21 protein-coding genes, 1 other RNA gene, 1 pseudogene and 1 other annotated feature are annotated in these 24,736 nt (G+C 56.0%); of the genes and pseudogenes, 10 read left to right on the forward strand and 13 right to left on the reverse strand.

Translation table 11 applies throughout. The annotated features are described in order from the left end of the window. Positions 1 to 22: 22 nt before the first annotated feature. The 3 genes from dnaX to DVA43_RS12505 form a co-directional block, all read right to left on the reverse strand. Positions 23 to 1,951: a DNA polymerase III subunit gamma/tau gene (gene dnaX / locus DVA43_RS12495; RefSeq protein ID WP_114315741.1), complete on the reverse strand. Its 1,929-nt coding sequence runs from the start codon at positions 1,949 to 1,951 to the stop codon at positions 23 to 25. Beyond that, positions 629 to 693, reverse strand: a sequence feature (DnaX frameshifting element). Its footprint overlaps the gene before it by 65 nt. 89 nt (positions 1,952 to 2,040) lie before the next feature. Continuing rightward, entirely contained in the window at positions 2,041 to 2,592 is a 552-nt protein-coding gene (gene apt / locus DVA43_RS12500) for an adenine phosphoribosyltransferase (protein ID WP_010428187.1), read from the reverse strand. Positions 2,593 to 2,744: 152 nt separating this feature from the next. Then, positions 2,745 to 3,122, reverse strand: coding sequence for a DUF454 family protein (locus DVA43_RS12505; RefSeq protein ID WP_103824072.1), 378 nt, complete (start codon positions 3,120 to 3,122; stop codon positions 2,745 to 2,747). Positions 3,123 to 3,172: 50 nt separating this feature from the next. On the opposite strand from DVA43_RS12505, the gene priC reads away from it, so the two are divergent. Together priC and rsmS are read left to right on the forward strand one after the other, a co-directional pair. Further along, positions 3,173 to 3,700 (forward strand): primosomal replication protein N'', encoded by a 528-nt coding sequence (gene priC, locus DVA43_RS12510; RefSeq protein WP_103824071.1) that lies wholly within the window; start codon positions 3,173 to 3,175, stop codon positions 3,698 to 3,700. 12 nt (positions 3,701 to 3,712) lie between these two features. Beyond that, positions 3,713 to 3,871 (forward strand): pleiotropic regulatory protein RsmS, encoded by a 159-nt coding sequence (rsmS, locus tag DVA43_RS12515; protein ID WP_103824070.1) that lies wholly within the window; start codon positions 3,713 to 3,715, stop codon positions 3,869 to 3,871. A 29-nt stretch (positions 3,872 to 3,900) separates the two neighbouring features. On the opposite strand, the gene mscK is transcribed toward rsmS, so the two are convergent. After that, positions 3,901 to 7,248, reverse strand: a complete 3,348-nt coding sequence (gene mscK, locus DVA43_RS12520; RefSeq protein WP_114315742.1) for a mechanosensitive channel MscK — start codon at positions 7,246 to 7,248, stop codon at positions 3,901 to 3,903. Positions 7,249 to 7,358: 110 nt separating this feature from the next. Further along, positions 7,359 to 8,011: pseudogene (acrR, locus tag DVA43_RS12525) on the reverse strand (multidrug efflux transporter transcriptional repressor AcrR). A 142-nt stretch (positions 8,012 to 8,153) separates the two neighbouring features. Here acrR and acrA point away from each other — a divergent pair. The 5 genes from acrA to DVA43_RS12550 all read left to right on the forward strand — a co-directional run bounded on the left by acrA (position 8,154) and on the right by DVA43_RS12550 (position 14,350). Then, positions 8,154 to 9,347 (forward strand): multidrug efflux RND transporter periplasmic adaptor subunit AcrA, encoded by a 1,194-nt coding sequence (acrA, locus tag DVA43_RS12530; protein ID WP_103824067.1) that lies wholly within the window; start codon positions 8,154 to 8,156, stop codon positions 9,345 to 9,347. A 22-nt stretch (positions 9,348 to 9,369) separates the two neighbouring features. After that, positions 9,370 to 12,510, forward strand: coding sequence for a multidrug efflux RND transporter permease subunit AcrB (gene acrB, locus DVA43_RS12535; protein WP_103178504.1), 3,141 nt, complete (start codon positions 9,370 to 9,372; stop codon positions 12,508 to 12,510). 490 nt (positions 12,511 to 13,000) lie between these two features. After that, entirely contained in the window at positions 13,001 to 13,393 is a 393-nt protein-coding gene (gene tomB, locus DVA43_RS12540; RefSeq protein WP_114315744.1) for an Hha toxicity modulator TomB, read from the forward strand. Between the two features lie 8 nt (positions 13,394 to 13,401). Beyond that, on the forward strand, positions 13,402 to 13,620 hold the full coding sequence (locus DVA43_RS12545) for an HHA domain-containing protein (protein ID WP_032616864.1): 219 nt from the start codon (positions 13,402 to 13,404) through the stop codon (positions 13,618 to 13,620). A gap of 265 nt (positions 13,621 to 13,885) precedes the next feature. After that, positions 13,886 to 14,350: a YlaC family protein gene (locus tag DVA43_RS12550; protein WP_114315745.1), complete on the forward strand. Its 465-nt coding sequence runs from the start codon at positions 13,886 to 13,888 to the stop codon at positions 14,348 to 14,350. 50 nt (positions 14,351 to 14,400) lie between these two features. Here DVA43_RS12550 and ykgO read toward each other — a convergent pair whose 3' ends face one another. After that, complete coding sequence (gene ykgO / locus DVA43_RS12555) at positions 14,401 to 14,541, reverse strand: type B 50S ribosomal protein L36 (RefSeq protein ID WP_003859006.1); 141 nt, start codon at positions 14,539 to 14,541, stop codon at positions 14,401 to 14,403. A 257-nt stretch (positions 14,542 to 14,798) separates the two neighbouring features. Here ykgO and DVA43_RS12560 point away from each other — a divergent pair, with 257 nt between their 5' ends. Continuing rightward, the gene (locus DVA43_RS12560) at positions 14,799 to 16,367 is read left to right on the forward strand and encodes an EAL domain-containing protein (protein ID WP_114315746.1); all 1,569 of its coding nucleotides are present in this window, start codon (positions 14,799 to 14,801) and stop codon (positions 16,365 to 16,367) included. Between the two features lie 32 nt (positions 16,368 to 16,399). Here the strand turns inward: DVA43_RS12560 and DVA43_RS12565 are convergent, their stop codons facing one another. The 4 genes from DVA43_RS12565 to DVA43_RS12580 all read right to left on the reverse strand — a co-directional run bounded on the left by DVA43_RS12565 (position 16,400) and on the right by DVA43_RS12580 (position 21,762). Next, positions 16,400 to 16,753 (reverse strand): DUF1428 domain-containing protein, encoded by a 354-nt coding sequence (locus DVA43_RS12565; protein ID WP_103824063.1) that lies wholly within the window; start codon positions 16,751 to 16,753, stop codon positions 16,400 to 16,402. Positions 16,754 to 16,812: 59 nt separating this feature from the next. Next, positions 16,813 to 19,899, reverse strand: coding sequence for a beta-galactosidase (locus DVA43_RS12570; protein ID WP_114315747.1), 3,087 nt, complete (start codon positions 19,897 to 19,899; stop codon positions 16,813 to 16,815). Positions 19,900 to 20,003: 104 nt separating this feature from the next. Further along, a complete protein-coding gene (locus DVA43_RS12575; protein ID WP_114315748.1) occupies positions 20,004 to 21,077 on the reverse strand; it encodes a LacI family DNA-binding transcriptional regulator in 1,074 nt (357 codons plus the stop codon). Between the two features lie 76 nt (positions 21,078 to 21,153). Continuing rightward, positions 21,154 to 21,762, reverse strand: a complete 609-nt coding sequence (locus DVA43_RS12580) for a YitT family protein (RefSeq protein ID WP_103824060.1) — start codon at positions 21,760 to 21,762, stop codon at positions 21,154 to 21,156. 84 nt (positions 21,763 to 21,846) lie between these two features. Here DVA43_RS12580 and DVA43_RS12585 point away from each other — a divergent pair, with 84 nt between their 5' ends. Next, on the forward strand, positions 21,847 to 23,268 hold the full coding sequence (locus tag DVA43_RS12585; RefSeq protein WP_114317141.1) for a PLP-dependent aminotransferase family protein: 1,422 nt from the start codon (positions 21,847 to 21,849) through the stop codon (positions 23,266 to 23,268). Positions 23,269 to 23,409: 141 nt separating this feature from the next. Here DVA43_RS12585 and DVA43_RS12590 read toward each other — a convergent pair whose 3' ends face one another. The 3 genes from DVA43_RS12590 to ffs form a co-directional block, all read right to left on the reverse strand. Next, the gene (locus DVA43_RS12590) at positions 23,410 to 23,628 is read right to left on the reverse strand and encodes a hypothetical protein (protein WP_032616855.1); all 219 of its coding nucleotides are present in this window, start codon (positions 23,626 to 23,628) and stop codon (positions 23,410 to 23,412) included. Beyond that, a complete protein-coding gene (locus DVA43_RS12595; protein WP_039032396.1) occupies positions 23,625 to 23,876 on the reverse strand; it encodes a hypothetical protein in 252 nt (83 codons plus the stop codon). The genes DVA43_RS12590 and DVA43_RS12595 overlap by 4 nt, the downstream gene beginning before the upstream one ends. Positions 23,877 to 24,147: 271 nt before the next feature. Next, positions 24,148 to 24,244, reverse strand: an RNA gene (ffs, locus tag DVA43_RS12600) — signal recognition particle sRNA small type. Between the two features lie 154 nt (positions 24,245 to 24,398). Between ffs and DVA43_RS12605 the strand changes: the two genes are divergently transcribed. After that, positions 24,399 to 24,734, forward strand: a complete 336-nt coding sequence (locus tag DVA43_RS12605; RefSeq protein WP_168194659.1) for an MGMT family protein — start codon at positions 24,399 to 24,401, stop codon at positions 24,732 to 24,734. Positions 24,735 to 24,736: the final 2 nt, after the last annotated feature.

Below are 24,736 nucleotides of genomic sequence, written 5' to 3' on the forward strand. Positions count from 1 at the left end.
CAACCGTAAGTCAGACTCACGATCAAATGGGTCGAATACTCTCTTCATCCAGTTCTGCATCGAAGTAGCGCTGCAGGGTCTGAATGTTATTATCCGCGATAATTGCCTCACGCGCCTGCGCGAGCTTCTCTTCATAAATGGCCTGACGCCACTCCAGCGGGGTACGGACCGCCGGATTATCATCTTCAATGATAGTCAATTCAACCGGCGCACCCTGTAATGTGGAGAGCGCCTCAGTCAGCACCTGCTGCGCGCTCGCCGAATTCAGGTGACGCTGGCCCGGACGCAGATGCAGGCAGATGCGGTTGCCCTCCTGCTCACGCCAGGCGTTGAGCGCGACCTGCTCCACCAGCTTCGGCAGCTTCAGTTTACTGACCTCTGCCGCCCAGGCATCGCGCGCAAGCGACTCTTCCGCCAGCTTCGCGGAGAGCTCCGGCGTCTTCTCGTGCTCCAGCGCCTTTTTCAGCGCCTTCGGCGTGGCAATCTCCACCTTCACCTCTTCGGTGACGGTGGTGGCTTTCCAGCGATAGGCTTCTTGCTTCACCGGCGCCTTCGGCTCAGAAGTGACCGATGCCGAACGCGACTGGACACGATCCGTGACCGAAGCCAGACGTTCAAGCGCGGCGTTATTTACCGGCCGCGCTCTTGCAGGCGCTGCCGGTTCACTCTTTTTTGGTCTGGGTGCTCCCTGCGCGCGCTGTAGCTGGCTGCGGGCAGCAAGCACCGAACTGGTGGCGTCCGACAGCGGCACATTTTGCGGCGATGGCGCTGCCGGCTGTACTGGTACCTGCTGCGGTGACATAACCGCCGTCGGCGCGGCCGGTGCGAACGACTGCGGCTGCACCTCGGGTTCCGGCAACGGCATGCGCGGATGGAACGCCAGCGCGCGCAGCAGGGTCATCTCAACCCCCATACGTCTGTCGGGTGCAAACGGCAGCTCTTTGCGGCCAATTAACAGGGTTTGATAGTAAAGCTGTACATCCGTTGGCGGGATGGTGCGGGCCAGCTCGCGCATCCGCTGTTCAATGGCCGCCATATCCGGGCCCAGCGCCGCCGGGGAGAGCTGCACCATCGCAATACGGTGCAGCAGGCTGAGCATCTCTACCAGCAGGGCTTCCCACTCCACGCCGCGTGAGGCTGAGGCGTTGACCAGCTCCATCACCCGCTCGCCGTTGGCCTCGACAACCGCTTCAATCAGCGACAGGGCCTGATCGTCATCCAGCGTGCCGAGCATGGTGCTCACCGCCTGGGTGGTCAGCTTGCCGTCGCCGCTGGCAATCGCCTGATCGGTGAGACTGAGCGCATCGCGCAGGCTGCCATCGGCGGCACGCGCCAGCAGCTGCAGCGCCCGCGGCTCATGGGCAACCTGCTCTTTGTTCAGGATGTATTCGAGCCGATCGCGGATCTGCGTGACGTCCAGCGCCTTCAGGTGGAACTGCAGACAACGGGACAAAATAGTGACCGGCAGCTTTTGCGGATCGGTGGTCGCCAGCAGGAATTTAACGTGTGCAGGCGGTTCTTCCAGCGTTTTCAGCAGGGCGTTAAAGCTGTGGCGCGACAGCATGTGAACTTCATCGATCAGATAGACCTTGAAGCGGCCACGCGCCGGGGCGTACTGGACGTTATCCAGCAGATCGCGGGTATCTTCGACTTTGGTGCGCGATGCGGCATCGATCTCAATCAGATCGACAAAGCGCCCCTGCTCAATTTCACGGCAGTTATCGCACACGCCGCACGGCGTGGCGGTGATCCCGGTTTCGCAGTTAAGGCCTTTCGCCAGCAAACGGGCAATAGAGGTTTTACCGACGCCACGGGTGCCGGAAAAAAGCCAGGCGTGATGGATACGGCCTAGCGATAAGCTGTTCGCCAGGGCGGTCAGCACATGTTCCTGGCCGACAACGTCAGCAAAGGTTTGGGGTCGCCATTTACGGGCTAACACCTGATAACTCATGGGCAGGCTCTGCAACGCTGGAAGGTGGATATTCAGGGGGGTAATGCTAACACAACCTCACCCGTTGGGCGAGGTTGCGGGCGGGAGGATTAATGTCCCGGGAATGGCACGAGGCTGTAGCTGGTGATGCCCTGTTTTTCGAGGCGCTGTTCACCGCCCAGATCGAACAGGTTGATGATGAAGGCCGCATCGGTTACTTCACCACCCAGGCGACGGATCAGCTTCACGGTCGCTTCAATGGTGCCGCCGGTGGCCAGCAGATCGTCAACCACCAGCACTTTATCGCCAGGCTTGATCGCATCAACGTGGATCTCAAGCTGGTCGGTGCCGTATTCCAGCTCGTAGCTCTCGGCGATGGTTTCGCGAGGCAGTTTGCGCGGTTTACGCACCGGTACAAAGCCCACGCCCATTGCCAGCGCAACCGGGGCGCCAAACAGGAAACCACGGGCTTCGGTGCCTACAACTTTGGTGATCCCAGCGTTCTTATAACGCTCAACCAGCAGTTCAATGCTGAGCGCGTACGCTTTTGGGTCTTCCAGCAAGCTGGTGACATCACGGAAAAGAATGCCAGGCTTCGGATAATCCTGGATGCTTTTGATGCTGTTTTTAAGAAATTCAAGCTGCTGCGCAGTTGCGGTCATAAATGGATGCCTGATGAAAACGGTGTTACTCACGGAGCGGATAAAGGGTTGGTCAAAGTAACAATTGTTTAACCTTTAACCAGGCCCGCCCGTGCTCGAAAACGGTCGAATTTACTGGCTGCGCACAAGAAATGCAACAGCCAGTCTGAGGATTATTGCTTTTGTTGCTTTTCATCAACAACGGGGATCCGCCACATGAAAATGAGCAGGCAAGTGAGGATCGCCAGCAGCAGGATCCGTACCCACATCATTTTGACCAGCCATAATGAAATGGCGAAGGTCACCAGGATCAGCGCAATGGCCCGCGGCTTAGCCCCGGGCGGCATCGCACGGTACTGTTGCCAGTGGCGCAGGTAGCCGCCAAACCATGAGCGGTACAGCAGCCAGTGGTGAAAACGTGGCGAGGAGCGGGCAAAGCACCACGCCGCAAGCAATATAAAGGGGGTAGTCGGCAGAAGGGGTAAAACGACACCCAGCGTGCCGAGCACTACCGCAAGCCAGCCAATGATGATTAGAATAGTACGCTGCATAATGCGAATCGGTATCAAACTGAACGGCTACTGTACCACTGGAGTGCGGATTGAAAACAGCCTTGCTTTTACAGACACTGCAAAATCAGCTGTCGGCCCTGCGTACGCAGGCCTCCCCGCTGATGCAGCATGCCACGCTGAAGCCGCGCTTTGACCGGCAGCTGTTCCGCACCCGCAGCACGGTGATGAATGCCTATCTGGATGAAGCCCAGCACAACCTGGATGAGCTGCGTCACGCCGTGGAAAAGGGGCAATCTGAGCAGGTGGCCTGGCTTGCCGGTCATCTGGCGGAACAGATTGCCGCCCTGCATCGGGAGATTGCCGCCTGGCCGCTACGCGTCTGGGACAGTTCCTCCGCCGGGACCACAAAATGGCAGCGCAAGCGTCTGGAACACCAGGAGTTTGAACGTCGGCTCTGTGAAATGAAAAATGAACGCACGGCGCGGCTGAATCAGGCCGAAACGCTGGAAGAACAGCAGATGCTGATGCGCGAAATCACCGCCCTGGAAGGACGGCTTGAACGCTGCCGCAAGGCACTGGATGACATTGAACGCGTTATCGCGCGTCTGACCCGTTAACAGGAGTAGTGTGTGTCACTGGAAAATGCCCCCGACGAAGTCAAGCTGGCCGTCGACCTGATCATGTTGCTGGAGAACCATGCCATCCCCACTGAAACAGTGCTGAAAGCGCTGGAGATTGTGAAGCGGGATTTTGAAGGAAAATTACCCTCCCCCCTGCCCTCTCCCTGAAAGGGAGAAGGCGAGAGCGAGGGGGCACATCACGCCGGGGTCGGATCGTCACCCTTAATGTCACGTTTCACTTCAGTGTGCTCGTCGCCCTTCTCATTGCGCAGATGCACTTCCAGCTGGTTAAACGCGATATTGATGTTGTTCTCGCGGCACATACGTTCGATGGTGCGGTTCAGTTCATCCACCGTGTAGCTGCGATCGCGCAGTTCACGCACGTACAGACGCAGCTCATGATCTAACGTACTCGGCCCAAAGGTCGTAAAGAAGACGGCTGGCTCCGGATCGTGCATCACTTTTGGATGATCCATCGCCGCTTTCAGCAGGACGTTTTTCACCGTCTCCAGATCGGAACCGTAAGCCACGCCGAGGCGGATCACCACGCGGGTGATGGTGTCCGACAGTGACCAGTTGATCAACCGCTCGGTGACGAACGCTTTGTTCGGGATGATCACCTCTTTGCGATCGAAGTCAGTGATGGTGGTCGCACGGATACGGATCTTGCTGACGGTGCCCGAGAAGGTGCCGATGGTAACGGTATCGCCGATACGCACCGGACGTTCGAACAGAATAATCAGGCCGGAGACGAAGTTCCCGAAGATCTCCTGCAAACCGAAACCAAGGCCCACCGACAACGCCGCCGCCAGCCACTGCAGTTTGTCCCACGACACCCCGAGCGAACCGAAGACGGTCATGGCACCCACCACCAGAATCACATAGTTCAGGATGGTGGTAATAGCGTAGGAGGCCCCCTGGCGCATATTCAGGCGCGAGAGGATCAGCACCTCCAGCAGGCCAGGTAAGTTGCGGATCAAGGCCCATGCCACCACCGACGAGACCAGCGCAAACAGCAGGCTGCCCATGGTGACATTTTTCATCACCGCCGCACCCGCTTCGGTGCCGCTGTAGTGCCACAGCGTAATGCTGTCGAGATAGGCAAAGACGGTGATTAAATCAGACCAGATCGCCCAGAACATCACGCCGAACAGGGCTATCATCACCAGCATAGTGATACGCAGCGTTTGCTGGTTGACCTGCTCCAGGGCGATGGTCGGCTCTTCCTGCGGTTCAGCGCCTTCGGCCCCCTCTTTCACCATATTCTGCCGACGCGCCAGCGCGCGGCGATAGGCAATACGGCGGGCGGCAACGCTCAGCCCGCGCAGCACGGTCTGATAGAGCAGGTTCCAGAAGATCACCAGATAGACGGTTTCAATCCAGCGACCTGACAGACGCAGGGTGGTATAGAAATAGCCGGTAGCCGTCAGCACCATCAGCGCGATAGGGATAATAGAGAGTACGGTGACCGTCACCAGACGAATGGTATGCGACTCTTTGTCACGCCAGCTGTCACGGAATATCGGCCACATCAGGACGCTGATCAGCAGCAGGTTAAGCAGGATCACGAACTGCCCCAGCACATCATCCATCAGATGGAGCGGAGAGAGCTCCGCCACCACCGACCAGAAGTGCAGCGGCAACAGCGCCAGGCTGATGCGCACAATCTGGCGGCGCCAGTGGCTGGTCAGTTGGGCAGGCATATTAAAGTGGCTCACCGCCACGCCGTCTTTTTCCAGCACTTTCCAGCACAGGCCAAAGACCAGCCAGAACAGCGCCAGCTTTTTGCTGAAGGCCCACAGCAGATCGCTGACGTTGAGCTGCATGGTGAGCAGGATCAGCCCCGCCGCCAGAATTAACAGGCAGACCGGCAAGGCGCGGATCAGATCGATAAGAATCGCTTTTGGGGTATGAAGCTGGCTGTCATTACGCAACTGCCCCACTTCCTGGGCCAGCTTCGCCTGGTACTTTTTCAGCCAGCCAAGACGCCAGCGAATGAGTCCGGCAATCAATAACAGGGGCAGACCTGCCAGGAAAGCAAACGCCACCGCCGGGCCGGCTTTTTCCCAGTTAACGGTGATTTTCATCCCCTTAATCTGGTCTTTTAGCATGCCCGGGAAGGATTTGATCCAGTCCCAGTCCATCGGTTTGTTGCTGTTCACCCAGAAGATTTGCTGGGTGAGGATCTCCTGCAGGCTTTTGGATACGCTCACCAGCTGCTGCTGGTTGATCTGCAGGTTAATGGCCATCATCAGCTGATTACCCAGCTGTTTGTTCATCTGGTCCAGCAGCTCGCGGCGCATATCCACCACCTGCAACAGCGCGTCGTGGACCTCTCCATTGACCTCGCTCTTGTGCCCCTCTTCCAGCTTCGCCACGAAGGCATCGCTCTGGAACAGGGCGTCGCGCTGCTGGTTGACCTCAAACTGCTCCAGGCGCAGATCCGCAATGCGGTTGGTCATGTCCTCCAGCTCATCGGCGGAAGGTAAAGTTTGCTGCTGCTGATAAAGGATACGCGACAGCAGCAGGCTGCCTTTCAGGACGGCGATCTGTTCCTTGATGTTGCGTTCTGACTGCAGGGCGCGATCGAGCCAGTTTTTGACTTTAATGTTCTGTTGAACCAGCGAGTTACCGTTTTCGGTGGCTTTAATCAGGCGCTGGCTGAGCTGGTGGTTAACATCCAGCTCTTGCTTCACCAGCGGGTTTTCCTGGATACGCGCGGTTTCGTCCGGGTTGATGGCCTCCTGAGCGGTTTTCTCCGTCAGGGTCAGTCGCTTGCTGTTAACCGCCTCCTGCAGCAGTTGCAGTTGATGCTCCAGACGGTTGATGTTTGCGGTGACGTAGTCGCGCTGTTTTTGCAGGGTATCCTGCAGGACGGTATTGCCTTCCAGGCTCTTGCGTTGCTGTTCGATCTGGGCATTCAGCAGAAGCTGCTGCGTCATGAGCAACGTTTGCTGCGTGGGGCGTAACGCCGCCTCGCCCACCGCGGTGCCGTTCAGCCGATTGCGGATCTGCTGCAACTCCTGAGAGGCGGTATACATCGCGTTCTGTACGCGCTCCGGCTGAGTTTGCAGCGAAACCAGCTGGCTGTTGTAGGTTGAGAGATCGCTCTGGGCGGTTTGTAAGTCGTCGAGCAATTGCGATACGCGCAGTTCCAGCTGACGTAATGAGAGCGTGGCCAGCGTTTTGCGGGTTTCGTCATCATTGTCCACATCGCTCAGCGCATTCAGGCTTTCGGTCGCCTTACGCATCGCTTCCGGCGCCTGGGCCACTTTCTGGCGTAATTGTGTGGTTTCGGCCTTGATCCGCTCAAGCTTATCAATAGTCTCAAGGGTTTCCGTCAGGTCTTTTTGCACCAGCTTGTCCTGCGGATTGAGCTCTTTTTGTTTGCTCAGGGCATCAAGCTGGCTCTGAATATCTGCCCGGGTTGGCGTATCGCTGGTGTTATCACCACGTGCAAACGCAACCGGGGAGGCCAATAAGGCAAAAAAGAGAAGCAAAATAAAGGCAAAAACAGGATGCGATTGGCGTGTGTAGTGCGACATAGTAATGTGTAATTTGTGTGATGAATGACCGAGATGACCGGCGTGAAGAATATCACGGCAGTCGAAAGCAAAATAGCGTGAACTGTTGGCTCCTGGATAATTCCTGGGAGTCAGGCCAGAAGCGGCTCAGGCTGCGCCCGTAGCGTGGGACAGAGCTGGTACATCTCCAGCAGGATCGCGACATAATCACGGGCTTCACGTTGCAGATCAAAAGACTGGGGGCAAACAGCCAGTTTTCCATAATGCCGGAAATATAGCTGCGCATCAGAATAGCGGCGCGACGGGTCAAAAGATTAGCCGGGAGCATATTGGCTTTAATACAGTGCGTCAGGGTTTGTTCGATCCGGTCGTAACTGGCCAGACAGAGACTGCGCTGCGCCTGCTGTACCACCGCCATCTCCCCAACAAATTCACATTTATGGAAGATGATCTCCATCATAAGACGACGTCGTTCTTCAATAACTGTCGCCTCAAGGATATAGACCAGAATCTCTCTTAAAACTGAGAGTGGATCGCCAGGGAATTTTGCCCGATACTCAGTCTCAAGATCCCCAATACTGGATTCTGAAAGCTCCCAAATTTCGCCGAATAAATCTGACTTATTTTTGAAATGCCAGTAAATCGCTCCCCGGGTAACCCCAGCTGCCTGAGCAATCTGTGCCAGAGAGGTGGAGGAAACCCCCTGTTGCGAAAACAAGCGTAAAGCGACATCAAGGATGTGTTGGCGTGTTGCAAGTGCTTGTTGTTTGGTTTTTCGTGCCATGCGCAGGTGAATTTACAGGAGCCAGATTTACATACATTTATGAATGTATGTACCATAGCACGACGATAATATAAACGCAGCAATGGGTTTGTGGACGCTTGATCCATTGATCAATTTGAAATCGGAAACTCGAGGTTTACATATGAACAAAAACAGAGGGTTAACGCCTCTGGCGATCGTTCTGATGCTCTCAGGCAGCTTAGCGCTTACAGGATGTGACGAAAAACAGGCTCAACAAGGAGCGCAGCAGGTGCCAGAAGTTGGTGTCGTGACGCTCAAAACCGAACCTCTCCAGATGACAACAGAATTACCCGGCCGAACCAGCGCTTACCGTATTGCTGAAGTGCGTCCACAGGTAAGTGGCATCATCCTGAAACGTAATTTTACTGAAGGCGGCGATGTTAAAGCGGGCGAGTCTCTGTATCAGATTGATCCTGCAACCTATCAGGCGAACTACGAAAGCGCAAAAGGCGATCTGGCCAAAGCGCAGGCTGCTGCAAAAATTGCCCAGCTGACCGTCAACCGTTATCAGAAACTGTTGGGTACGCAGTACATCAGCCAACAGGAATATGACAGTGCGCAGGCGGATGCCCAGCAGGCTAATGCTGCGGTCGTCGCTGCGAAAGCTGCCGTTGAAACCGCGCGTATCAACCTGGCCTATACCAAAGTGACCTCCCCAATCAGCGGCCGTATTGGTAAATCCGCTGTGACCGAGGGTGCGCTGGTACAGAACGGCCAGACCACTGCGCTGGCAACCGTGCAGCAACTTGACCCGATCTATGTCGATGTCACCCAGTCGAGCAACGATTTCCTGCGTCTGAAACAGGAGCTGGAAAACGGCACCCTGAAGCAGGAAAACGGCAAAGCTAAAGTTGAGCTGGTCACCAGCGACGGCATCAAGTTCCCGGAGACCGGCAGCCTCGAGTTCTCTGACGTGACGGTTGATCAGACTACCGGTTCAATCACCCTGCGCGCTATCTTCCCGAACCCGAACCATACGCTGTTACCGGGTATGTTCGTTCGCGCCAGCCTGGAAGAAGGGATCAACCCAACCGCACTGCTGGTACCACAGCAGGGCGTGACCCGCACCCCGCGCGGCGATGCCAGTGCGATGGTGATTGGCGCTGAAGACAAAGTCGAAGTTCGTCAGATCAAGGCAACCCAGGCGATTGGTGATAAATGGCTGGTGACCGACGGTCTGAAAGATGGCGATCGCGTCATCATTACCGGATTACAAAAAGTTCGCCCAGGCGCCAAGGTAAAAGCGCAAGAGGTCACGTCTGACAATCAACAACAAGCCTCAGCAGGCGGTCAGTCAGAACAACCTAAGTCTTAACTTAAACAGGAGCCGTTAAGACATGCCTAATTTCTTTATCGATCGCCCCATTTTCGCGTGGGTGATCGCCATTATCATCATGCTAGCCGGGGGACTTGCGATCCTGAAGCTGCCTGTCGCGCAATATCCAACCATTGCGCCGCCAGCAATTTCAATCGCCGCAACCTACCCAGGGGCTGATGCCAAAACGGTGCAGGACACCGTCACGCAGGTTATCGAACAGAACATGAACGGTATCGATAACCTGATGTACATGTCCTCCAACAGTGACTCAACCGGTACTGTTCAGATTACCCTGACCTTCGAGTCAGGTACGGATGCGGACATTGCCCAGGTTCAGGTACAGAACAAACTGCAGCTGGCGATGCCACTGCTGCCGCAGGAAGTACAACAGCAGGGTGTGAGCGTGGAGAAATCCTCCAGTAGCTTCCTGATGGTTGTCGGCGTTATCAACACCAACGGCACCATGACGCAGGAGGATATTTCCGACTACGTGGGTGCTAACATGAAGGACGCCATCAGCCGTACTTCTGGTGTCGGTGACGTTCAGCTGTTCGGTTCTCAGTACGCGATGCGTATCTGGATGGATCCGAACAAACTGAACAACTTCCAGCTGACGCCGGTAGACGTGATCAACGCCATTAAAGCGCAGAACGCCCAGGTTGCAGCCGGTCAGTTAGGCGGTACGCCGCCGGTTAAAGGCCAGCAGCTGAACGCCTCGATCATCGCCCAGACCCGTCTGACCTCTGCGGATGAGTTCAGTAAGATCCTGTTGAAGGTGAATCCGGACGGTTCTCAGGTGCGCCTGCGCGACGTGGCGAAGGTGGAACTGGGTGGTGAAAACTACGACGTGATCGCGAAGTTTAACGGCCAGCCGGCATCCGGTCTGGGGATTAAACTGGCGACTGGCGCCAACGCCCTGGATACCGCGACGGCGATCCGTGCCGAACTGAAGAAAATGGAACCGTTCTTCCCGTCAGGCCTGAAAATCGTCTACCCGTATGACACAACGCCATTCGTGAAAATCTCCATACACGAGGTTGTGAAAACGCTGGTAGAAGCGATCATTCTGGTCTTCCTGGTCATGTATCTGTTCCTGCAAAACTTCCGTGCGACGTTGATTCCAACCATCGCCGTACCGGTGGTTCTGCTCGGCACCTTTGCTATCCTGGCGGCCTTTGGCTTCTCGATAAACACCCTTACGATGTTCGGGATGGTGCTGGCGATCGGTCTGCTCGTGGATGACGCCATCGTGGTGGTCGAAAACGTCGAGCGTGTGATGTCCGAAGAGGGACTCCCGCCGAAAGAGGCGACCCGTAAATCGATGGGCCAGATCCAGGGCGCACTGGTCGGTATCGCCATGGTGCTGTCGGCGGTATTTATCCCGATGGCCTTCTTTGGTGGTTCTACCGGTGCGATCTATCGTCAGTTCTCGATCACTATCGTTTCCGCGATGGCCCTGTCGGTACTGGTGGCACTGATCCTGACCCCGGCCCTGTGCGCCACCATGCTGAAACCGGTGGCAAAAGGCGATCACGGCGAGAACAAAAAAGGCTTCTTCGGCTGGTTTAACCGCATGTTCGATAAGAGCACGCACCACTACACCGACAGCGTGGGCAACATCCTGCGCAGCACCGGTCGTTATCTGCTGCTCTACATCATCATCGTGGTCGGCATGGCCTACCTGTTTGTTCGTCTGCCAAGCTCCTTCCTGCCGGACGAAGACCAGGGCGTATTCCTGACCATGGCTCAGCTGCCAGCAGGTGCTTCCCAGGAACGTACCCAAAAAGTGCTGGATGAGGTGACGGATTACTACCTGAACAAAGAGAAAGCCAACGTTGAATCGGTGTTTGCGGTTAACGGCTTCGGCTTTGCGGGTCGTGGTCAGAACACCGGTATCGCCTTCGTCTCTCTGAAAGACTGGGCTGAGCGTCCGGGCGACGAGAACAAAGTTGAGGCCATTACGGGTCGTGCGATGGGCACTTTCTCGCAGATTAAAGATGCGATGGTCTTCGCCTTTAACCTGCCAGCGATTGTTGAACTGGGTACGGCAACCGGCTTTGACTTCCAGCTTATCGACCAGGGTGGTCTGGGCCATGAGAAACTAACTCAGGCGCGTAACCAGCTGTTTGGCGAAGTTGCGAAGCACCCTGACCTGCTGGTTGGCGTTCGTCCGAACGGCCTGGAAGATACGCCGCAGTTCAAAGTGGATATCGATCAGGAAAAAGCCCAGGCGCTGGGCGTCTCTATCAGTGACATCAATACCACACTGGGCGCAGCCTGGGGCGGTAGCTACGTCAACGACTTCATCGACCGCGGTCGCGTGAAGAAGGTCTACGTGATGTCTGAAGCGCAGTACCGTATGTTGCCGAGCGATATCAACAACTGGTATGTGCGCGGCAGCAACGGACAGATGGTGCCATTCTCAGCCTTCTCCACCTCACGCTGGGAATACGGCTCGCCACGTCTGGAACGTTACAACGGTCTGCCATCCATGGAGATCCTGGGTCAGGCGGCACCGGGCAGAAGTACCGGTGAGGCCATGAACCTGATGGAAGAACTGGCAGGTAAACTGCCAGCAGGCATCGGCTACGACTGGACGGGGATGTCCTATCAGGAACGTCTGTCCGGCAACCAGGCCCCTGCCCTGTATGCCATCTCCCTGATTGTGGTCTTCCTCTGTCTGGCGGCGCTGTATGAGAGCTGGTCGATTCCGTTCTCCGTTATGCTGGTTGTTCCGCTCGGCGTTATCGGCGCCCTGCTGGCCGCCACGTTCCGTAGCCTGAATAACGACGTTTATTTCCAGGTGGGCCTGCTGACAACCATTGGCTTGTCGGCGAAGAACGCGATATTAATCGTCGAATTCGCCAAAGATCTGATGGATAAAGAAGGGAAAGGCCTGATTGAAGCGACGCTGGAGGCGGTACGTATGCGTCTGCGTCCTATTCTGATGACCTCGCTGGCCTTTATCCTCGGCGTTATGCCGCTGGTTATTAGCTCGGGTGCAGGCTCCGGTGCACAGAACGCCGTAGGTACCGGTGTAATGGGCGGGATGGTGACCGCAACCATCCTGGCCATCTTCTTCGTGCCGGTGTTCTTCGTGGTCGTACGTCGCCGTTTCAGCCGTAAGAACGACGAAACCGAACACAATCATCCGGTGTGATGACCCCGATTCGGGTTTAAACCTTAAAAAGGCCGCATATGCGGCCTTTTTTTCAGCAATTAAAAATCATAAAATTAGCTTATTGAGGGTTTATATATTTAATGTAACCCTTAAACGGCTTATCATATTTAACCTGGTTCTATTACAGAAATTCTCAAATTTTTGCGTCACGTCTTAGGTATTAAGAGTATTCCTAGTGTTTTTTGATTTTAAACGCCCGGGCCTATGATTTTAAGTGTGGCCGGAAAATCACACAGGGGGATAAGTAAAGAGCTGTATCAGGATAAAACAATATATAACATAGCGACCGCCAGAGCCTGTAAAATGCTGCGTAATTGTAATTTTTCGTAATAGCGCGGTGAAATCCTGATTAGAGTAGATTATAGTTAAAGCAAGAGGCATAACAGTAGTCATTGACACTGAGTCAAGTTGTACCCTTCCCGACAACGATGTTCGGTGAGTAAAAAATCACTCAAAAAGGGGATGCGCTATGGACGAATACTCGCCCAAAAGGCAAGATTTTGCACAGTTGAAATTCCTTTGTGAATCCCTGTACCATGACTGCCTGACCAATCTCGATGAAAGCAACCATGGCTGGGTAAATGACCCTACTTCTGCCATTAATTTGCAGTTAAACGAGTTGATTGAGCATATTGCTACCTTCGCGCTTAATTATAAAATTAAGTATAACGAAGATAATAAGTTGATTGAGCAGATTGACGAATACCTGGATGACACTTTTATGTTATTCAGTAGCTACGGCATTAACACACAGGATTTACAAAAATGGCGTAAATCTGGCAATCGGCTTTTTCGTTGTTTTGTCAATGCGAGTAGAGCTAATCCGTTAGTTTCTCCGGTTAAAATTATTACAAACAATTAGGTGAATTTATGTCTGATAAACCATTAACCAAGACTGATTATTTGATGCGTTTGCGACGCTGTCAGTCCATTGACACCCTCGAACGCGTCATTGAAAAAAATAAATACGAGCTTTCTGATAATGAGCTTGCGGTATTCTATTCAGCAGCCGATCATCGCCTGGCTGAACTTACGATGAATAAGCTGTACGATAAAATCCCAACTGCTGTATGGAAGTTTGTACGCTGATTGTCTCTCACAACTGTCAGAGATAAAGACTCTACTTTCAGATGTTTCATCCTTTGCATGACAGGCCGTTCTCCATCGCTGGGCTAGCGCCATCGTTGGGGGGGAAGCATTGCGTTGTACTGAACAGCCAGCCATCTCATCCCACCCGCCCTTTCCTGGTAACTGTTATGATATTTCTTAGCATAACTGTTACTGTCCACAAACATTGTGGTCACTTAAAATATACGGATCCTTCGTATTAAGTTGAATTCAGAAAGGGCAGAAGATGACCGAGATACAACGCCTGCTTACCGAAACCATTGATGATCTCAATGTTCGCGAAAAGCGTGACAACAAGCCGCGCTTCAGCATCAGCTTTATTCGCAAACATCCTGGTCTGTTTGTCGCCATGTATGCGGCGTGGTTTGCTACGCTGGTGGTGATGCTGCAATCCGAAACGCTGATTGGTTCCGTCTGGTTGCTGGTTGTCTTGTTCATCGTCTTTAACGCCTTCTTCTTCTTTGACGTTAATCCGCGTTATCGCTATGAAGATATTGATGTGCTTGATTTCCGGGTCTGCTACAACGGTGAGTGGTACAACACGCGCTTTGTGCCTCCTCAGCTGATCGAAAATATTCTGCATTCCCCTAACGTCGAGTCGCAGCAAAAAGAGAAACTGCAGAAGATGATCGCCACGAAAGGCGAGCTCTCTTTCTACGATGTCTTCACCCTCTCCCGCGTAGCCGCCTAACCCTGGCTCTGGCCTGCCGCCGACATCAGCGGCAGGCATCTTTATCCCGCTTAACGTCTCTTCTTACGCCCCTGCACCGCCTTAAAGCGCGGATTAGATTTACAAATGACATATAGCCGCCCTTTACGCTTCACAATCTGACAATCAGGATGGCGTTGTTTAGCGCTGCGCAATGAATTCAGAACCTGCATACCTACCTCAATATGATTTGTTATAACATAACAATTAGCATATCCGAGTAGAGGTGCAAAAACAACCTGCGCCTGTAGCGATCGTCGGGTTTTCGCTCTGTGAAAAAGTCACTTAAAATGGTATTTAATTCAGTGTCTCAATTGCTGAATGAATTCACTCTCAACAGCGTGCTATGACACTACACTTCAACGGCTTTTTCGTTTTAATGTCATCGGCTTGGGCGCCCTATACCGGCGTTATAAAAGGAAACAGGAGCATGACAACCCGACACCTGGTCAGTGTGGTTACCTATGTACTCATCATTGCTGTCCTTGTTCCTGTCTGCCTGAGCATCTGGCTGGCACACCGCAATGCAGAAGATAAGTTTGTCGATGATTTGAATAGTTACTCTTCGCGCGTACAGATACGTACCGACAGAGTGATTAGCCAGGCGGAATCCGCGCTGAAAGAGATGCACGCTTTTAACGGAACCCCCTGTACCTACGAACATGCGATGGCGATGCGCCGCGCCTCCTTTTCCTGGCGCTATATTCAGGAAGTCCTTTACGTTGAGGATCTGAAACCGCGCTGCTCGTCGCTGGAACAAGTGAGCCATGCCGCCCCGTTTCCGCCAGCATTGCGCATCACCTCCGATGGCTACCGGGCCTGGGTCACCTCACATAACGATCTGGGCCTCGACCGCTATATGGCTGCGATTGGCACAGAGCACTACATTGTCATGATCGATCCGGCCTCGCTGATCGATGTGATCCCCTTTGGCTCATGGCCGATCGACGTCGCCCTGGTGGGGCTTCGCCGCAATATCGTTTTTGCCAGCAGCAACAAGCTGGATATGCAGGTGTTCCAGGAAATGCAGCGCAATGGCAGCACGAATTTCCAGCATAACGGCGTGATGTACAACCGGCACGATGTTTCTGACCTGGGCTTCACCATTGTGGCGTGGTCCTCTCTGACCCCTTTGCAAAAGAGCTGGCACCACCAGCTTATTTTCTGGCTGCCTTTTGGTGTCCTGATCAGTCTGCTGACAGCCTGGTTTATATTGCGCGTGTTACGCCGCCTGCAGTCGCCCCGGTATCGTTTAATGGATGCGATTAATGCCCGGGAATTCCAGGTTCATTTCCAGCCGATTGTGAATCTGAACAGTGGCAGACTCACCGGTGCGGAAGCCCTCGCGCGCTGGCCGCAACCGGACGGCAGCTATCTGTCACCCGATATTTTTGTCTCCCTGGCGGAACAGACGGGCCTGACCAATCAGCTGACGACACTTATCATTGAAAAGGTGTTTGAGGATATGGGCGAATGGTTACGCCAGCATCCGGGCCACCATATCTCGATAAACCTGGCGCCGGAGGATTTGATCTCGGGTACCGTGCTCCCGCTGCTGAGCCGCCTGCTGAATCAGTGGCAACTGCACCCTTCGCAGATTGCGCTGGAGCTCACCGAGCGCGGGTTCGCCGATCCTGCGGTCAGCGCCCCGGCCATTGCCGCATTCCGACGTGCCGGGCACTCTGTCTATATTGATGATTTCGGAACGGGTTACTCCAGCCTCAGTTACCTGCAGGATCTGGATGTCGATACGCTAAAAATTGATAAGTCGTTTGTGGATGCGCTGGAATATAAAAATGTCACCTCGCACATCATAGAGATGGCCAAATCGCTCGATCTGGACATGGTGGCAGAAGGTATTGAAACCGAAGGCCAGCTGGCATGGCTTCGACGCCACGGTGTGCAGTACGGTCAGGGCTGGTTTTACAGCAAGGCGCTGCCGAAAGAAGCGTTTATCCAGTGGGCGGAAACGAATCTTGATCCCGAGAGCCACGCTTAGCACCCGGCGGGAAGCGCCGCCGGGCGTCACGCCTATTCGTCCAGAAGCGGCGAGAAGCCGCCATAAATCATCCGCTTACCGTCGAATGGCATCGATTCGCCAAATTCTTTCATTCGGGGATCGTTCATCATCTTCCGGTTCGCTTCGTCGCGCACCTCTCTGGAAGGATATTCAATCCAGCTGAAGACCACTTCTTCGTTTTCTTCCGCCTTCACCGCCAGGCGAAAGTCCGTTAATTTGCCGTCGGGTACGTCATCTGCCCAACACTCTACAATACGCAGCGCGCCAAACTCTTTAAACAGCGGCGCGGCTTTCGCCGCCAGCTCGCGATAAGCCTCCTTATTATTCGCGGGAACGGCAACCACAAAACCATCGACATACTTCATCAGATAAACCTCCGAAGTGAATGTGCGGCCACGCGGTGTGGCCGCATCAGCGATTAAGTTTAGTTCTGTTGCCAGCTAAAGGCGTAACGCACCTTTTTCACCTGCAGGATAAACTCCGGAGAGACGCTTGGGCTCCAGGAATCATCGCCCCCAACGCCCATATGGAACGCGTCAAGGTTCAGCCAGCAGCCGGGCTCCTCACGTAACAGATGGTGATGCGAGGTCTCGCGCAGCTGCGTCTGACTGTAGCGGCTTACCGAGAAGTGAAAATCACCCTCCAGCTGATGCTGCCCTACATTCAGTTGACGCGTATCGCAGCGCAGGCCGTTGTCGGTCGGAAAAATGTAAGGAGTGTGCAGCTCAGCAAGCGGCAGTTCCCAGCGTCCCTGACGGGCAGCGAGCTTGCGATCCGGGTAGTTCTCATGCGGCCCGAGACCTTGCCAGCTTACGGTCTGCGGCGTCTGTGCCAGCTGACAGCTCAGCCCGATTCGGGCAGGCTCTGGTATATCACTCGCCACCTGCACCTCAACGTCGCCGTGCAGCACGCCCTGGCTATCGATGCGCCAGCATTTACGGCTCAGGAACAGCACCTGATTGTTGTGCTCCCAGGCCTGGAGCGTGGCGATCGTTACCCCCTGCGCCAGCTGCTCCCCCTCGCACTGCAGCAAACGCGGCGTCAGGCTGTACATCCCTGCCGCCTTCCAGCGTTCCACCCAGGCATTCGGATCGATGCGGGTCACTTCGCTGACGCCGATATCGTTATCCAGCGGAGCGCGGGTAAAGTTATCGGTCAGCGGCGAAAGCAACGTCGGCACGCCGTCGCGCCACCATTGCGTCAGGTTGCCGCTGGTGCGATCAAACTGCCAGCGCTGCTGCTGATGGGTTATGACCAACGCGTCATCCTCACGGATAAGCTGTGGAATGGGCCCGGCAGCCTTTGGCGTCGCGATGCATAACGGCGCTGGCAAGGGCCATTGCTCCCAGGCACAAAGGTGGTTTTCAGCGGACCACGGCGTGGCGGCAGGCTGAATAACCTCAACGTTCAGCCACAGTTCGCCCGGCGCAGATGCCCACTGCGGCAGCGCGATCTCCAGCCGTTGCGTCCCTTGTGGCGGAATGTCCAGCGCCACAACGTCGGTGGCCAGCACGTCGCCATCGCGCATCACCGACCAGCGTAACTGCTCGTTGTCCGTGGTGCGGAAGAGATAATCGCTCTGCACCTCCACCACCAGCGGCGAATGGCTTTGCAGGGTAAAGGTGAAGAACTGCTGCGCGCGCTGGGCCTCATAGAGGGCCGGATGCGGCGTGCGATCCGGGAAGACCAGACCGTTCAGACAGAACTGTCTGTCATTCGGTTTATCACCAAAATCGCCACCATAGGCCCAGAAAGGGTTGCCCTGTTCGTCATACTTCGTCAGCGCCTGATCCACCCAGTCCCAGACGAAACCGCCCTGCAGACGAGGATGTTTGCGGAAGGCTTCCCAGTATTTAGCGAACCCGCCAAAGCTATTGCCCATCGCGTGCGCGTATTCGCAGAGGATCAGCGGACGCGTCTCATCCGGCATACCGATCCACTTTTTAAGGGACCATTTCGGTACCGCCGGGAAGGGTTGGTCCTGATCGACGCGGGCATACATCGGACAGACGATATCGGTCGCCGCCGTATTCGCCCCGCCGCCCTCATACTGCACCGGACGGCCAGGATCGGTGGTTTTCACCCAGCGGTAAAGGGCGTCATGGTTGGCGCCATGACCGGATTCGTTGCCCAGAGACCAGATGATGATCGACGGGTGGTTGCGATCGCGCTGCACCATGCGGGTGACGCGTTCGCTCATGGCGGGCAGCCAGCGCGGATCGTCAGCCAGGCGGCTCATCGGCACCATGCCGTGGGTTTCGATGTTGGCCTCATCCACCACATAGAGCCCATAGCGATCGCACAGGCGATACCAGAGCGGGTGGTTAGGGTAATGCGAGCAGCGCACGGCATTAAAGTTGTGCTGCTTCATCAGCTCAATGTCGCGGCGCATGGTGGCTTCGTCCATTACCTGCCCACGCTCAGGGTGATGTTCGTGACGGTTTACGCCACGGATCAGCAGCGGCTTGCCGTTGAGCTTCAACAGCCCGTTTGCGATCTCGACACGACGGAATCCCACATCGCAGGCTTCAACGTCCAGGATCTGGCCCTGCGCGTCACGCAACACGAGGGTCAGCCGGTAAAGGGCAGGGATTTCCGCACTCCACAGCGCCGGATGTTCCACCTTCAGAGAAACATTTACTCTCTCCTGCCAACTTCCGCGTTCATCGACAACCGCAGAGCCCGGTGTGGCGATGGCGCTGGCGATACGCTCTCCGTCCCGCCACAGGTTAACGCTCACCTCGCAGCCTGCGTAGTCGTTCCCGCCGAGGGTCAGCCCCAGTTGGAGCTGCGCGCGGTCATAATCAGCGTTCAGCTCCGTCACAACGTGATAGTCGGCGATATGGGTATCCGGTTTATGCAGCAGGGTAACGTCGCGGAAGATACCGCTCATCCGCCACATGTCCTGATCTTCGAGATAGCTGCCGTCGCACCAGCGCAGCACCATGACCGCCAGCCGGTTGCTGCCTGCCCGCAGAAACGCAGACACGTCAAACTCCGCAGGCAGACGGCTGTCCTGGGAGTAGCCCACCCACTGCCCGTTGCACCAGAGGTGAAAGGCGGAATTAACGCCGTCAAAGACCAGCCGCGTCTGACCACTTTCCAGCCAGCTGGCGTCCATATCGAATGTGAGCGAGTAACAACCGGTCGGGTTCTCGGCCGGGACAAAGGGCGGATTCACCGCAATAGGATAAGTGACGTTGGTGTAGATCGGCGTATCAAAGCCCTGCATCTGCCAGTTGGAGGGAACGGGCATCACCACCGCATCCGCGCAATCCTCCTGCGTCCAGCTGTCGGGAACCTGCTCTGGCGCTGAAAAAAAGCTGAACTGCCAGTCACCATTCAGCGAGCGGATGGCCGGGGTTGGCTCCTCATCCCGCGCGGCCTGCTCGTCACGCCAGCCGCTCAGCGGCACGTGGGCAGGAAGTCGGTTCCATTGGGTGACACCGGGATTTTCCCAGTCACGACGGGCAAGAAGTGTGCTGAGGGTCAGCGGAGCTGGATGGGACATAGTTACCTCTTTGCGAAGCGCTCACAATTTATGGCTACAATGCCCTGTCAGGGTAACAGGGTAAAGCGGGAGAGCGTCATGAAGCGATGGCGATCACAAAAGTGTTAACGACGCGCCAGCTGTTCGGCCAGCAGCGCCAGCGATTTAAGCTGACGGGCCAGATCGTCACTTCCCTGCGGGATCCCTTCCCGGGCGGTGGAGTGGCGCTCGATAAGCGTCACCGGCAGGCGGGTTTGCGTCGGGGCCGCATCGGTAGTGCCCTGTTGCGCCAGCAGCCACTCCACGCTGCGCAGCCCCGCCTCACGAAACGCCTGACGAACCGTGGTCAGCGGCGGGGTAAACCACGCGCTGTCGGTGGTATCGTCAAAACCGACCACCGAGATCTGGCCCGGCACAGCAATGCCCTTTTCGGCACAGGCGCGCATCACGCCAAGGGCCATCTGATCGTTCGCCACCAGGATCCCCTGCGGGAGAGTCGCCCCGGCCAGCAGCTGATGGCCTTTTTCATAACCTGAAGCCGCGCTCCAGTCCCCCTCCGCGACCGCACACGGTGCCAGCCCCGCCTCGCCTAAGGCAGACAACCAGCCAGCAAGACGCGCCCGGGCAGAGACGGAACTTTGCGGCCCGCCAAGCAGGGCGATCCGCTGATGGCCCAGCCCCAGCAGATGTTGCGCCCCCAGAGCGGCCCCTTGCCCGGCATCAAACACCAGGCTGTGTACCCGGGCGTCAGAGGAGACATCCAGAAACAGTACCGGCACCGGAAGGGCCTGCGCCTGCAGGCTTTCTGCCTGCGCGTCTTCAAGCGGCACGTTGACCAGCAGCCCTTCCACGCGCTGAGCCAGCAGCTCCTGCAGCGCCGCCATGCATTGCTGGGGATTTTCCACCATCGAGATCAGCACGCTCGCCCCGCGCTCGCCTGCCCGGGTTTTCACCGCCGAGGCAATTTGCGAAGGAGCATGCAGGGCCAGATCGGTGGTAATCAACCCCAGGGTACGGGTGCGTTTACCGGCCAACTGCTGGGCGCCGCGATTGGGAACATAGTGCAGCTCGGCCATCGCCTGCAGCACTTTCTCCCGGGTCCGGGCCGAGACGTGGGCCGCATCATTAATGACCCGTGAGACGGTTTGATAAGAGACGCCCGCGAGGCGGGCAACATCGTAGAGCGTTATGGCTTTCATGCGCTTCGCGTTGCAGTGACAGAGGTACCTATTCTGTCATAACGCCTGGCGTAAAGCATGTGAGCGCTTCGCAAAATCAGACAACGCGCTCAGGCTGCGGGGCTAGCGGGCGCGGTCTCTGACGAAACCACGGCAGACAGATCTGGATCAGCGGGCCGATGCTTAACGCATAGAGCACGGTACCGACACCAAAAGTGCCCCCCAGCAGACAGCCAGTCAGCAGAACTGAAATCTCAATCGCCGTACGCACGCTGCGAACCGACCAGCCGGTGCGGGCGTTAATGCCGGTCATCAGGCCATCACGCGGCCCGGCGCCAAATCCGGCCCCGATGTACATGCCGGTCGCCAGCGCATTAACGATGACCGCGCTGACCAGCAATACGCAGCGGGCCATCAGCGAATCGATAGCAGGAATAAACGCCAGCGCGACATCGGCAGCCAGGCCAATGGCAATCACGTTACTGATAGTGCCGAGCCCCGGGCGCTGGCGCAGCGGGATCCACAGCAGGAGCACCAACACGCCGGTCAGAATGATGACGGTGCCAATATCCATTCCCAGCAGTTTTGCCACCCCCAGGTGGAAGACATTCCACGGATCGGCCCCCAGATCCGCGCGCACAAACATCGCCGTTGACAGGCCATAGAGGCTTAATCCGACGTAAAGCTGAAGTAATCGACGTAACATGATCGCTCTCCGGTGGTTTCTGCTTTTATCATTGCCTGAAATGGCCCTATGATTAATGACCAGTTTTCAAAAAGTGGACTGCCTGTGTCATCACGTCGATTTGGAAGTCAGTCATTAGTGCGTCTGCTGGGTCACTGGCAGGAGAGCCCTTCCCGTACCCCGCTGTGGCGTCAGCTGGCCGATGCCCTGCGCCTGCTGATTCTGGACGGCAGGCTGGCGCTGGATACACGCCTGCCGGGAGAACGGGAGCTGGCTTTAACGCTGGAAGTCAGCCGGACCACCGTCAGCAACGCCCTTGCCCATCTGCGAGATGAGGGCTACCTCGAAAGCCGACACGGTAGCGGATCGCGGGTGATCCTGCCCGACAGCCGCACGCCTCCTACCCGTGCCAACGCCAGCGCGGCGCTGGATCTCTCTACCGCCGCACTGGGCGCCGGGCCGGAGATCCATCAGGCCTATACCCACGCCCTGACCGCCATGACGCAGCATCTGACGCAAACCGGCTATGACCAGCTGGGATTGCTCGCCCTGCGCGAAGCCATCGCCGCACGCTATACGGCGCGCGGCCTGCCGACCCGGGCAGAAGAGGTGATGGTGGTTAACGGCGCCGTCAGCGGGCTGGCGCTGGTACTGCGCATGTTCACCGGGCCAGGCGATCGGGTAGTGGTGGATCACCCCACTTACCCGCTGGCTATCGCGGCGATTCAGGGGGCATCCTGCCGCCCTGTCGGGGTGTCTTTGCCGGAGACCGGCTGGGATATTGACGGCTTTGCCGCCACCCTCGCCCAGACCGCGCCGCGCCTGGCTTATCTGATGCCGGATTTCCACAATCCCACGGGCCGCTGCATGGATGCGACGAGCCGGCAAGCTATCGCCGCGGTGGCTGCCCGGGCCCGTACCCTGCTGGTTGTCGATGAAACCATGGTTGATCTCTGGTTCGATGCGCCTCCCCCACCGCCGCTGGCTGCCTTCTGCCCGAACGGCAATGTCATTACCCTCGGCTCGGCGGGAAAAAGTTTCTGGGGCGGCCTGCGTCTGGGCTGGGTTCGCGCTCCGGCGCGCACCATCGCCACGCTGGCGCAAACGCGCGATACGCTCGATCTCGGCTCGCCGCTGCTGGAACAGCTGGCGACCCTGTGGTTGATTGAGCAGGGCGAAACCTTTTTACCTGCCCGACGGCAGATGCTGCGTAAGCGACGAGATGGCTGTGCCGCGCTACTGCGGGAGCATTTTCCCGACTGGCGCTTCCAGATGCCGGAAGGGGGCTTATCCTACTGGGTGGAGCTGCCGGATATGCTGGCAACCCAGCTGGCCACCCGCGCCGAAGCGGCGGGTATTCATCTGGGGACGGGGACGCGGTTCGGGCTTTCCGGGGCGTTTGACCGCTACCTGCGCATGCCCTTCTCTCTGGAGCCAATGGCGCTGGAAAACGCCCTGGTGCGGATCAAGCCGCTGTGGCTGGCGCTGATTAACGGTGGGCAAAACGTAAAACGTACCCTGGTGTAATCGCCTTTTCGCCGTGGGCGAGTGCAACGTTGATATTAATTACCGGAAAAAGTGAGCGGGCGCACAAATAATCGCGCATAACGGGCAATTTAAAAATGTCTGACTGTAGTTATTACAGTCAGACATTTTCAGCATGGGAGGTCAGTGCTGAGCAGGAATAGGAAAACCTTTCAGGGAAATAACAAAACTATCGCCTTCTTTCTTTATTTTTGCGCCGGTATCACACCAGTCAGACGCAATTCGAAAGAACTCATCACTGCCAACGTCCCAGCCCAGGCGGACATGTTTGACATAGCCAGAGCGCAGAAGCGTGCAGGCTTCGGAGTAGCTGCTGGCGGTTGATTGTTGATGTTGTTTCATTTTTTCTTCTTCAGAATTTTTCTTAGTGCTTTGATTTCTTTAGGAGTAAATGGAGCTACACTCTCTTCTTCCGTATGCTGATTGTCGATATCCTCCTCCGTCACTCCCGCCTCATCTGCTACAGCAAATGCCATCTGCAGCAGCTTCTCAGTGGTAACGCTGAGATTCTCATTATTCACTTCGGCATAATGACGAAGTTTCTCTTTCAGCGCTTCGTCAATTTTTACGTTCAGGACTGCAGTCGTCATCGTTTTTACATCCCTGGCTATTTTTTCTTAAATTAATACACGAAGTTAACATTATTATCCAGATATATATTCTCTGCTTATACATCATAAAAATGTCACACTTACCCTGCAGAAAATTTATGACAGAATAATGACAACTATGTTTCAGTATGATGACAATTTGCGAAATATACAGGTCAGTTTAAAAATATATAATATGCGTACTGTTATTGGGGATAATGGCGCTGATGGGATTTGAAGCGATGCTGAGGAGAGCAGAAATGGGTGGGGGCCCTGCCAGCTACATCCCGGCACACACGTCGTCTGCCCTGGCTGCTTCCTTCCGGACCTGACCTGGTGAACAGAGTAGCGTTGCGGGAGAACCAACAGAGCCCCCATTGAGAGCGTTGTTAACCAACGCGCTGGCGCATTATCACTGTACGGGATAGCAATTGCAAGTTAACCGCGTCCGGGTGATGTTTTATTGCGCAAAGCGTTTACAGAGTGGGCGCTTTCTTCCTGTCTTGTCCGTAAATCTTTATCATGCCCTTAACACAGGAGCACAAAATGGACGAGCACGACTCTTTTCCCCAGCGGGTATGGCAGATAGTGGCCTCAATTCCCGAAGGCACGGTCACCACCTATGGTGAGGTGGCGCAGCTGGCGGGTTCTCCCCGTGCAGCGCGGCAGGTAGGCGGCGTGCTGAGAAGGCTGCCTGAAGGTAGCACCCTGCCCTGGCATCGGGTGGTCAACCGCCACGGGGCGATCTCCTTAACCGGGCCAGATTTACAGCGCCAGCGTCAGGCCTTACTCAGCGAAGGCGTGCAGGTGTCGGGAAGTGGGCAAATTGATATGCAGCGTTATCGCTGGCGGTACTGAAC

The organism is Leclercia sp. W6 (assembly GCF_003336345.1).
Classification (GTDB): domain Bacteria; phylum Pseudomonadota; class Gammaproteobacteria; order Enterobacterales; family Enterobacteriaceae; genus Enterobacter.